We start from the raw sequence: 10,680 nt of genomic DNA on the forward strand, positions 1-10,680 counted from the left end.
GCGCCGACACCGCGGAGCTGCAGAAGCAGCAGGCCGTGCGCGCGATGCAGACCTACGAGTCGAACCTGACGAGCTCGGGGCACCTGATCGGGCAGGCACAGGGCACGATCCCCGCGGCCGCGACGATGCCGAGCAGCGCGCGGGCCACGACCCACGTCACGGCGGCGGGCGCGAGTTCCCCTCCGCCGTCGTGGCAGTCGCTCGCCGGCAAGGCGGGCGGCCTCGCTCCGGGAGTGGTCGCGGGAGCGTCCGCGCCGGGTGCGGGTGCTGTGGCCGGGTTCGGATCCGCGGGCACGGGCGTGGGGCCGGGACTCGCGGGCAACGCACTCGCGCAGGGCATGCGGGTGGGGACGATGACCATGCACAGCGGGTCGGCCGCCACCGCCGCGCACCTCGCCGCGGAATCGGCCGCGGCACGCACGTCGGCGATGGGGGGCATGGTGCCGCCGGCCGGCGGGGCGCGCGGACGCGCTGAGGACGACACACACGAGAACCAGCTGCCGACGATCGACCACAGGCTCTTCCCGGTGCAGGAACCGGGCAGCGAGGCGGTCATCGGCCTGAGCCCGGAGGAGGCCGAATGAGCGACGGGCGAGGACTTCGACTCGAGGTCGACCTGCTCGACCAGCGGATCTCGACACTGGCCGAACTGGGCGATTTGACGAGCGAACTCGTGGCCACGGCGAGCCGGCTCGCCGACCGCCTGCCCCTGCTGGGCACCGCGCCTCCCGCTGTGCACCTGGCGATGCGCTTGCGCGAGGCGGCGGGCAGCACGGGCCTCGCGGGCGAGGTCGAGGCCACCGAACGCGAGGTCCGCGAGTACGAGCGCATGCTCGCGGGCGCCAAAAGCAAGTACCTGGAGCACGAGGAGCAGTCGGGCGACGACCTGCGCGGCAAGGGGGAGTCCGCGGACTCGGCCGGTCGGGCCGGGCGGGACTCGTGACGGCCGCGCTGGACCGGACGATGTTCGCGCTGGTGGAGCTGGACCTCCTCGCCGTCCACGCGGGCACGCGGCTGCCGTTTCCTCTGCGGGTGCCGTCGTTCGGCCGGATCGCGCAGGAGCGCAGGCAGCTGCTGGCCGACGCGGCCGGCACGTTGGCCGCGCGGGGGCTCGCCACCGACAGGGGACCGACCGGCGTGGCGGCCGCGCTCGTGGCCGCGTTGCGTCGACACCGGGGGACGGTCGACCTGGTGGTCGTCGAGGGCGCCACGGTCACGGGCGTCGTCGCGCTCGTCGACGACCGGGGCGGCGTCGTGTGCCGCCAGTCGATCGGCGGAGCGGCGGGACCGGTGGTCGTCGACCGCGTCCCCGGTTCCGCGTGGACCGAGGCGCTGCTGTCCGACGTCCCCCGGATCGCGGCTGCGCCGGTCATGCCGATCACCGTGCCGCCCGGTGTCGTCGGCGATGCGACGCGGTTGCTGGAGAACACCGCGGGAATCGCGGCTCCCGCGCAGCGGATCCGCGCACTGGTCCGGGAACGCGGCGGCGACGAGGGGATCGTCGACGCCCTCGTCGATCTCCTGCCGTCGGTCACGGGCCGGGGACAGCTGGGTGCGGTGGTCCGGCGGCCCGGCGAACCCGCCGACCGGCGACTCGAAGTGTCCTGGTTGGACGGACCTCGCGGTCGGGTCCGCGTCAACACCGACGACAACGGATGGCTGAGCGTGAACCCGTTGCGTCACGTCGAGCTCGTCCGGGCCCTGCGTGAGGCGGCCACGGCGGTGCACAGCTGACATCGACAGTACACACGGGACGGACGAGAGGAGACCACGACATGGACGCGACGGAATGGTTGGCCGACTACCGCAGCCGCCTCGACCGCATCGCGCAGGGCGCGCGCCAGGCGAGTGAGAGTGTGCGGGACATCGGCGCCACGGCGAGTTCGCCGCGGGGCGAGGTGACGGTCTCGGTGAACGCCGGAGGCGCACTGCAGGGCGTCACGCTCACGCCGATGGCGCGCAGGCTCGAAGCGGACGCCCTCGCCGAGCTGATCGTCACCACGGCGCGAGAGGCCCAGCGTCTCGCCGGTGCCCGCATGGCCGAGGTGATGGAGGACTACCTCGGCGACAGCCCGGCGCTGGCCCGGATCACGCAGCACCTGCCCACGGAGGCCGGCCGATGAGCACACCGCAGTCGTACAACGTCGATCCGGAGCAGCTGCGTGCTCACGCGAGCAGGCTCGCCACGCACGCCGACCGGCTCGCCTCGGTCGGCGCGGCCCTGCCGGACCGGATGGGTGAGGCGTCGCTGGGGGCGCTCGCCCAGTTCATCACCACGGGCATCGGCGCGGCGATGGCCGAGACGATGGACGCGTTCGCCCACGCCGCCGCGACCGTGGACAGGGTCGGCATCGGGATGCGGCAGGCGGCCGACCGCTACGAAAGCTCCGACGAGCACCATGCCGCCGGTCTGGCCGATATCGGGACCGGATTGGAGGGAGGCGGCCGATGAACACGCCCACCACGCACCCGCGGACCGCCGAGGAGCTCGACGGGTCGCGAGAAGCGCAGGCGATCGGGGAAGTCGAGCAGACGGTGCTGGAGATCAGCGCCGCGCTGGCGGAGCTGCGACTGACCCGGGACGCCATCGGCAACAAGGAGTGGCTGTCGGCCGATCTCGCGGGCGAGCCCTCCGGGTCGCTCGACCAGCTCGGGTCGATCACAAGCCCGTTGTCCACGCTGAGCAGCGCGGGCTGCGACTTCCTCACGCCCATGATCTCGTTTCTGGAGGAGCCGCTCGGCCGGCTGCGGGGCGAGCCGGAGGGGGTGTCCGGCCCGGCGGGCCAGCACGACGCGGCCGCGCGCGACGCCGGTGCCGTCGCCGAGGACTTCGGGTCCAGTGTGGAGAGCGAGACCAGCGAGTGGGCGGGTGCGGCCAAGGACGACTACCTCGGCACGGCGACCCAACTCGTCGACGGCGTGCTCTCGATCGCGGAGACGGCGGGCACGAACGCGAAGGCGATGATCGCCGCCGGTGAGGTGGTGGCGCAGGTCGTCGGGATCGTGACCCAGCTGATCACCGAGGCCGTCGCCACGATCGTCCCGATCATGACGCGGGCCATCGCCGCGGCGCCCGCGACGTTCGGCGCGAGCATCGCGCAGGCGATCCCGGACTGCGTCGCGATCGCCGTCGACTACGCCGGTCGGATCGCGGGGAAGCTGGGGGAGCTGATCGCCAGCGGCGAGAACCTCGTCACGCTGATCGAGGGAGCGGTCGGGGTGCTGAAGGTCGTGCGGGAGGGGCTGACCGTCATCGGCGACCTCGCGGGCGGCGACTCCGCGAGCTCCGCGAGCGCGGCGGGCACCCCGGTGTCGACCGTGTCCGGTCAGGACGGTGTCGACCCGCTGCGGCCGTTGGAGCGAGAAGCGTCGCGAGGTGAGCCCGCCAAGTCGCTCGAGACGGACGAACCGGGTCGTGGTCCCGGTGAGTTCGACGATCCCCTCGAAGGCGAGTGGAAGCCCGTCGGCGGCGTCGACAGCTGAGGTCCGAGCCGTCGGCGGGTCCTCGTGGGCCCGCCGGGGTTCGGGACAACGCCCCTGGGTACTCCTCCGCCGTGGATCATGTCCGAGGCGTGGGGAGACGCATGGCCGACCGCATCAGCGACCTCTGGGGAACCCGGACACCGCACGCGAGGGACACCTCCTGGCCCATCCGGGTCGACCAGCACCTGGAGCCGGGGCTCACCGCGGCGGACGTGGACGACTGGGTGCAGTCGGCATGCACGTTGTGCAGCAACGGCTGTGCGTGCGACATCGCGGTGAAGGACGGCCGCATGGTCGGGGTCCGCGGCCGTCCGGGGGACGTGGTGAACCACGGGCGACTCGGACCGAAGGGTTTGTACGGGTCGTGGCAGTGGAGCCGATCCGAGAGGTTGACCCGGCCGCTCGTCCGGCGTGGCGGTGAGCTGCGGGAGACGGACTGGGACACCGCCATGGACCTGATCGCGCGCCGCTCGCGTGAGCTGCTCGACGAGTTCGGGCCGCTGTCCCACGGCTTCTACACCAGCGGACAGCTCTTCCTGGAGGAGTACTACACGCTCAGCGTGCTCGGCAAGGCCGGGCTGGGCACACCGCACATGGACGGCAACACCCGGCTGTGCACGGCCACCGCGGCGGCCGCGCTGAAACAGAGCTTCGGCTCCGACGGGCAACCCGGCAGCTACGCCGACATCGAGGCGTGCGACGCACTGTTCCTGTTCGGCCACAACATGGCCGAGACGCAGACCGTCCTCTGGTCGCGGGTGCTGGACCGGCTGCGCGGCCCCGAACCGCCCGTGGTCGTCGCCGTCGATCCGCGCAGGACACCGGTGACCGAGGCCGCGGTCGAGACCGGGGGAGTGCACCTGGCTCCGTTACCCGGCACCAACCAGGCCCTCATGAACGGCCTCGTCCGCGAGCTCCTGGAACACGGGTGGGTCGACCACGACTACATCGCCGCCCACACCGTCGGCTACGACGAGCTGGCGGCCACCGTAAAGCCCTACACGCCGGAGCGCGTCGCCGAGATCTGCCGTATCGAGGCGCGGGACCTGCGGCGCGCGGCCGAGGTGTTCGGCACGTCCCGCCGGGTGCTGTCCACGGTCCTGCAGGGTTTCTACCAGTCCCACCAGGCGTCGGCGGCGTCGTGCCAGGTCAACAACCTGCACCTGCTCCGTGGTCTCCTCGGCCGTCCCGGGAGCGGAGTCCTGCAGATGAACGGGCAACCCACGGCGCAGAACACCCGGGAGTGCGGCGCCGACGGTGATCTTCCGGGCTTCCGCAACTGGGACAACCCGGAGCACATCCGGCAGCTCGCCGACCTGTGGAACGTGGACCCGCTCACAATCCCGCACTGGGCGCCGCCCACCCATGCGATGCAGATCTGGCGCTACGCCGAGCAGGGCTCGATCCGGCTCCTCTGGATCTCCGCGACCAACCCCGCGGTGTCCCTGCCCGAACTGCCCCGCATCCGGAAGATCCTGGCCAGGGACGACCTGTTCGTCGTCGTGCAGGACGGTTTCCACACCGAGACCGCCGAGTACGCCGACGTGGTGCTGCCCGCGGCGCTGTGGGGCGAGAAGCAGGGCACCTTCACCAACGCCGACCGGACGGTGCACCTGTCGGAGAAGGCGGTGGAACCACCGGGGGAGGCACGCGCCGACCTGGACATCTTCCTCGACTACGCGCGCCGCATGGATCTGCGCGACCGGGACGGCGGGCCGCTGCTGCCGTGGAGCGATCCGGAGGGCGCCTTCGAGGCGTGGAAGGAGTGCAGCCGGGGCCGCCCCTGCGACTACACCGGGCTGTCCTACGACCGCCTGCGCGGGGACACCGGCATCCGGTGGCCGTGCACCGACGAGTACCCGGACGGCCGGGAACGGCTGTACGAGGACGGCGTGTTCCCCACACACGCGGACGTGTGCGAGAGCTACGGCCGCGACCCTCTCACCGGTGGCACCACCTCGCGCGAGCAGTACCTCGCCACCCGACCGGACGGGCGCGCCTTCCTCAGAGCGGCCGAGTACGTCGCACCGCCGGAGACGCCCGACGACGAGTTCCCGTTCGCCTGCACCACCGGGCGGACCGTCTACCACTTCCACACGCGCACCAAGACCGGCCGGTCGAGACGACTCCGGCGTGCGGCGCCGGAGCCCTGGGCCGAGTTGTCGGCGCGGGATGCCGAGGCGCTGGGGATCGCCGAGGGCGACCTCGTGCGCGTCGAGTCGGCTCGGGGCCGGGTCGACGTCCCCGCGCGGATCGGCCGCGGTCGGGACGGTGTGGTGTTCCTGCCGTTCCACTACGGCTACTGGGACAGCGGTGCGGACGCGCACACGAGGGCGGCGAACGAACTGACCCAGACCGAATGGGATCCCGTCTCGAAGCAGCCGCTGTTCAAGCTGAGCGCCGTCCGCGTCGTCAGGCTGGGCGGGGGAGCCGGGCCCGCGCCGGCACCCACCACGGCGGCGTCCGCGCCGGCCGACCCGGCCGCGGTCGCACCCACGTCGGGCGACGACGACGTGCACGAGGACGTGCGCCCCGACCTGCCGCGCCACTCCGGCACCCCCCACGACACATCGCACCTGTGAGGTCTCGCCATGCACCTGGCCACGTACCTGGGGCTGCTGCACCAGTCGCTGACCACCCTCGGCTCCGCGTTCCGCGAGGTCGCTCGCGGGCATCGTGACGAACCGGACGTGTGGTACCTCTGCGGGCTCCTCGCCGAACGGACCGAACGCCAGGCGGAAGCCCTCGTCCCGCTGGTGCGCCGCTACGGCGAACACCGCGAGTCCGAACCGGAGCGGTTGCACGCAGCGGGACTGCAGGGTACCCGCTCCGGCCCGGTGGGATTGTTGCGCGACCTGCAGGACCTCTACACGCTCGCCAGCCTCACCGACATCACCTGGACCGTCGTGGACCAGGCCGCCCAGGGGCTGCGCGACCGGGAACTGCTCGAGGTGGTCGGAACCCACCAGCGGGAGACCGCGCGACACCTGCTGTGGTTGCGCACCCGGATCAAGCAGGCCGCCCCGCAGGCCCTCGTCGCGGCGAGGTGACGTCGTGGCCGACGACCCCGGAGGTGTGTTGGGTGCGGCCCGTCGGCGAGCCGGCCGGGTCGGGACGGCCGCCTACGCGTTCACGCTGTGCCTGGCGGTGCTGGCGGCTGTCGGTGCGATCGCCCTCGTCACCCGACAGCCGTACCTGTTCCCGAGCCTCGGCCCGACGGTCATGTTGTTCTTCGAGTCGCCGCTGGAGGAGTCGGCCGCGCCACGCAACAGCCTGTTCGGTCATGGTGTGGCCATCCTCGCCGGCGCGGGGTGTCTCGTCGCCTTCGGGCTGACGGAGCACCCACCCGTGTTCGAGGAAGGCCTGACGGGCGCACGTGTCGGCGCGGCGGCGTTGTCGGTCGCCGTGACCGCGCTGGTCCTGCGACTGCTGGACTGCCCGCACGCACCCGCCGGCGCGACGACGCTCATCGTGAGCCTCGGGCTGCTGACCTCGGCCGGGGAGCTGCTGGCCATCGCCGTGGGCGTCGTGCTGGTCACCGTGTTCGCGGTCGCCTGCAACCGGGCGCTGGGAGTGCGGCAGCCACTGTGGCGGTGATCGACCGCCCTCCGGTCGCAGCGTCCGACTCGGGGCGCGCATCGGACGGACGGGGGTATGGACCGGCGGCGTCGCGGGTAGGTCCCGGTGACGGGTTCGACCGTGACCGCGACTGGAGGCGGGATGCTGACGAAGAACGTCGCCGACGGGATCCACTGCGTCGAGGACGCGTCGGTCAACTGGTTCCTCGTCGAGGAGGACGAACGACTGACCGTCGTCGACGCCGGCCTGCCGACCTCCTGGCGGTCGTTGCTGTCGGCGCTCGACGAACTCGGTCGTCGGCCCGAGGACATCGAGGCACTGGTGCTGACCCACGGCCACTTCGACCACCTCGGATTCGCGGAGCGGCTGCGTTTCGAGGTCGGCGTTCCGGTCTACGTGCACGAGAACGACGTACCGCTGACCCGCCATCCGAGGCAGTACGGCAGGGACCGCCCGCTGTGGTGGTACCTGCTGACGCAGATCAAGGCGTTGCCGATCGCCGTGGGTTTCCTGGCCCGACGCGCGTGGTGGCCGCAGCCGATCAAGAAAGTGCACCGGATGCCCGAGGGCGTCCTGGACGTGCCCGGACGACCGCGAGTCCTGTTCACCCCCGGACACACGCTGGGACAGTGCGCGTTGCACTTCCCGGAACGCGACGCCGTGATCGCCGGAGACGCCGTCGTGACGCTCAACCCGTATCGCGGCACCCGGGGGCCGCAGCTCGTGTCCGGGGCCGCCACCGTGGACCCCGAGCGCGCTCTGCGCTCGCTGGACGCGATCGCGGACACCAAGGCCACGACGGTGCTCGTCGGCCACGGTGAAGCCTGGACCGGCGGGGCGGGTCGGCTCGTCGAGCTCGCCCGCCGACGTGGCCCTTCCTGAGTCCGTGAGCGCGGTCTGTGACCGAGATCAGCGCGCGTGACCCGACAGAGTGACGCCCCCCACGAGTACGCGGTGACGACGCTTCTATGCTGTCGCGAGCTCACCAGAGTCGGCAAGGAGGCGACATGGAGGACATCCTCAGCGAGATCAGCAGCGTGGTGTGGGGTCCGTTCCTGCTCATCCCGCTGTTGCTCGGTGCCGGCCTGTACCTGACGATCCGGTTGGGCGGGGTGCAGTTCCTCAAGCTCGTGCCGGCGCTGCGGCTCGCTCTCTTCAAGCGTCACGACGAGGGTGCGGACGGTGACATCTCCCACTACCAGGCGTTGACCACCGCCCTGGCCGCCACGGTCGGGGTCGGCAACATCGCCGGGGTGGCCACCGCGATCTACTGGGGCGGGCCCGGCGCGCTGTTCTGGATGTGGATCACGGCCCTGCTGGGGATGGCGTCGAAGTACTCGGAGGCCTTCCTCGCGGTGCGCTTCCGGACCAAGGACGCGCGGGGCGAGATGTCCGGTGGTCCGCAGTACTACCTGGCGAAGGCCATCCCGAACCGGTTCGGACTCGTGCTGAGCATCGCCTTCGCGGTGTTCGCGGTCCTGGCGAGCTTCGGGATCGGCAACATGACGCAGTCGAACACGGTCGCCGCCTCGCTGGAGAGCTCGTTCGGCGTGCCGGCCTGGGCGGTGGGCGTCGTCATCACGATCGCGGCCGGAGCGGTGCTGATCGGGGGCATCAAGTCGATCGGCAAGGTCACCGCCTCGTTCGTCCCCTTCATGATCATTGTCTACGTCCTCGGTGGACTGGCCGTGTTGCTCCTCAACATCGGCGAGGTCCCGGCGGCGCTGGGACTCGTGTTCTCCGACGCCTTCACGGGCACCGCGGCGACCGGTGGCTTCCTGGGCTCGGCGTTCATCATCGTGCTGCAGTACGGCGTCGCCCGCGGCATCTTCTCCAACGAGTCCGGACTCGGATCGGCGGCCATCGCCGCGGCCGCGGCCCAGACCCGGCACCCGGTCCGCCAGGCGATGGTCTCGATGACGCAGACCTTCATCGACACGATCATCGTGGTGACCATGACGGGACTCGTCATCGTCACCACCGGCACCTGGTCGTCGGGCATCGAGGGCGCGGAGATGACGGCGGAGGCCTTCACCCGCGGACTGCCGGGCGAGTGGGGCCACTACATCGTCACGGTGAGTGTGGTGTTCTTCGCGTTCTCCACCATCCTCGGTTGGGCCTACTACGGGGAACGCTGCATGGAGCGGCTCGTCGGTGTCCGCGGGGTCGTGCCCTACCGTCTGGTGTTCACGGTGGTGATCCTCATCGGGGCGACCACCGAGCTGAGCCTGGTGTGGACGTTCTCCGACGTGATGAACGGGTTGATGGCGCTGCCCAACCTGATCGGGCTCGTGGTGTGCGCGGGGCTGATCGCCCGGGAGACCAAGCAGTACCTCGCGGTGGACCCCGATCTGCTGAACCAGCCCCTGGAGCCGACCCTGCACGGCACGGACGTTCTGCGGCGCTCCCGCCCCGACACCCTGACCTGAGCACGCTCGGCGGCGGAGCGGTCGACACGTCGTCATGGGTCCTTCCCCCGGCATCGCGCCTTGGCCATGCTCGACAAGGCGTAGATCGCCTGTCGAGGTCGGAGATCCCGACCGCGGCGTGGAAAGGAAGGACCCATGACGACGCGGACCAGCACATCGTCGACTCCCGAGTTCGCCGACCTCGTGTCCAGGGTGCGGGAGGTGGTGCACAGCACCGAGAGCACCGACGGCGACACCACAGCCGAGGGAGTATCGGACGTCGCGACGCGAGTGGGCTCGGTGTTGTCCGACCGGCTGGCGGACGGTCTCCCGTTGCCCGAGCACCTGCGCTGGCACGATCCCGACCACTACACCCAGCACATCGTGCACGTCGAACCCTCCGGCACGTTCTCGATCGTCGCGCTCGTGTGGCTGCCCGGGCAGGCCACGCCCGTGCACGACCACGTGTCGTGGTGCGTGACGGGCGTCGTCGAGGGCCAGGAGACCGAAGAGGTGTACGAGGTCCGCGAGGTGGGCGGCCGGTCCCACCTGGTGCGCGTCGGTGAGACCGTCAACGTCGTCGGCGACGTGTCGGCACTCGACCCGCCGGGGGACATCCACCGGGTGCGCAACAGCTGCCAGGAGCTGGTCGTCTCGCTGCACATCTACGGCGCCGACATCCACCGACTCGGCAGCAGCATCCGCCGCGCCTACGACCTGCCGACACTCGACCGGGCGGAGTGAGCGGCCCGGCTGCTCAGCGCGGCGGTCACTCGGTGGTCATCGCGGGCGGTGGGTCCAGGGGCGTGCAGCTGGGGGCCAGGTGCAGTGACGTCGCGAGGGTGCCGGAGCGTGCGGTGACTCGCTCCGGGGAAGGCGGTGCGTCGGCACCCGCGGGGAGTTCGTCCCGCAGTCGTTCGAGAGCGCGCGTCAACGTCGCGACGTAGCTGTCGGCGTCCGCGAGGCCCGAGGCGTCGAGAGCGGCCAGCTCGTCCAGCGCGTGCCCGACCGTCGACGACACCTGGTACGGCGCGGCTTCCGTCCCGTCCTCGGGCCGCAGTTCGTCGAGGGCGCTCACCTGCGCGCACACCGTCTCCGCCCACGCGACGAGTGCCCGGTCCGGTCGAGGAACAACCGGCGAGCAGGAGGAGACCGACGACGGTGACGGTCGCGCGAGGACGCATGGGAGCCGCTCCTTCCCCTGAGCTGA

At 71.5% G+C, this 10,680-nt stretch carries 13 protein-coding genes; 12 read left to right on the top strand and 1 reads right to left on the bottom strand.

Annotated elements, in window-relative coordinates:
* Window positions 1–35: 35 nt before the first annotated feature.
* From SACAZDRAFT_RS23535 to SACAZDRAFT_RS01485, 12 genes are all read left to right on the top strand, one after another.
* Window positions 36–584, top strand: a complete 549-nt coding sequence (locus SACAZDRAFT_RS23535; RefSeq protein ID WP_232286330.1) for a hypothetical protein — start codon at window positions 36–38, stop codon at window positions 582–584.
* The gene (locus tag SACAZDRAFT_RS01435) at window positions 581–943 is read left to right on the top strand and encodes a hypothetical protein (protein WP_005437950.1); all 363 of its coding nucleotides are present in this window, start codon (window positions 581–583) and stop codon (window positions 941–943) included. Before SACAZDRAFT_RS23535 ends, SACAZDRAFT_RS01435 begins: the two co-directional genes overlap by 4 nt.
* Window positions 940–1,734, top strand: coding sequence for an ESX secretion-associated protein EspG (locus SACAZDRAFT_RS01440; RefSeq protein ID WP_005437952.1), 795 nt, complete (start codon window positions 940–942; stop codon window positions 1,732–1,734). The genes SACAZDRAFT_RS01435 and SACAZDRAFT_RS01440 overlap by 4 nt, the downstream gene beginning before the upstream one ends.
* A 41-nt stretch (window positions 1,735–1,775) precedes the next feature.
* On the top strand, window positions 1,776–2,123 hold the full coding sequence (locus SACAZDRAFT_RS01445) for a YbaB/EbfC family nucleoid-associated protein (protein ID WP_005437959.1): 348 nt from the start codon (window positions 1,776–1,778) through the stop codon (window positions 2,121–2,123).
* The gene (locus SACAZDRAFT_RS01450; RefSeq protein ID WP_005437960.1) at window positions 2,120–2,452 is read left to right on the top strand and encodes a type VII secretion target; all 333 of its coding nucleotides are present in this window, start codon (window positions 2,120–2,122) and stop codon (window positions 2,450–2,452) included. Before SACAZDRAFT_RS01445 ends, SACAZDRAFT_RS01450 begins: the two co-directional genes overlap by 4 nt.
* A complete protein-coding gene (locus SACAZDRAFT_RS01455) occupies window positions 2,449–3,483 on the top strand; it encodes a hypothetical protein (RefSeq protein WP_005437961.1) in 1,035 nt (344 codons plus the stop codon). Before SACAZDRAFT_RS01450 ends, SACAZDRAFT_RS01455 begins: the two co-directional genes overlap by 4 nt.
* 101 nt (window positions 3,484–3,584) lie before the next feature.
* Window positions 3,585–6,065, top strand: coding sequence for a molybdopterin oxidoreductase family protein (locus SACAZDRAFT_RS01460; protein ID WP_005437962.1), 2,481 nt, complete (start codon window positions 3,585–3,587; stop codon window positions 6,063–6,065).
* Between the two features lie 9 nt (window positions 6,066–6,074).
* Entirely contained in the window at window positions 6,075–6,533 is a 459-nt protein-coding gene (locus SACAZDRAFT_RS01465; protein WP_005437964.1) for a hypothetical protein, read from the top strand.
* 4 nt (window positions 6,534–6,537) lie between these two features.
* Window positions 6,538–7,080 carry an HPP family protein gene (locus tag SACAZDRAFT_RS01470; protein ID WP_005437965.1) on the top strand — a complete coding sequence of 181 codons (543 nt, stop codon included), beginning with the start codon at window positions 6,538–6,540 and terminating at the stop codon, window positions 7,078–7,080.
* A gap of 102 nt (window positions 7,081–7,182) precedes the next feature.
* Window positions 7,183–7,944 carry an MBL fold metallo-hydrolase gene (locus SACAZDRAFT_RS01475; RefSeq protein ID WP_232286331.1) on the top strand — a complete coding sequence of 254 codons (762 nt, stop codon included), beginning with the start codon at window positions 7,183–7,185 and terminating at the stop codon, window positions 7,942–7,944.
* Window positions 7,945–8,069: 125 nt separating this feature from the next.
* Window positions 8,070–9,491 carry an alanine/glycine:cation symporter family protein gene (locus SACAZDRAFT_RS01480; protein ID WP_005437967.1) on the top strand — a complete coding sequence of 474 codons (1,422 nt, stop codon included), beginning with the start codon at window positions 8,070–8,072 and terminating at the stop codon, window positions 9,489–9,491.
* Between the two features lie 135 nt (window positions 9,492–9,626).
* Entirely contained in the window at window positions 9,627–10,214 is a 588-nt protein-coding gene (locus SACAZDRAFT_RS01485) for a cysteine dioxygenase family protein (RefSeq protein WP_005437968.1), read from the top strand.
* 25 nt (window positions 10,215–10,239) lie between these two features.
* Here SACAZDRAFT_RS01485 and SACAZDRAFT_RS01490 read toward each other — a convergent pair whose 3' ends face one another.
* On the bottom strand, window positions 10,240–10,548 hold the full coding sequence (locus tag SACAZDRAFT_RS01490; protein ID WP_157606905.1) for a hypothetical protein: 309 nt from the start codon (window positions 10,546–10,548) through the stop codon (window positions 10,240–10,242).
* Window positions 10,549–10,680 lie beyond the last annotated feature (132 nt).

Source organism: Saccharomonospora azurea NA-128, from assembly GCF_000231055.2.
GTDB classification, from domain to species: Bacteria; Actinomycetota; Actinomycetes; order Mycobacteriales; family Pseudonocardiaceae; genus Saccharomonospora; species Saccharomonospora azurea.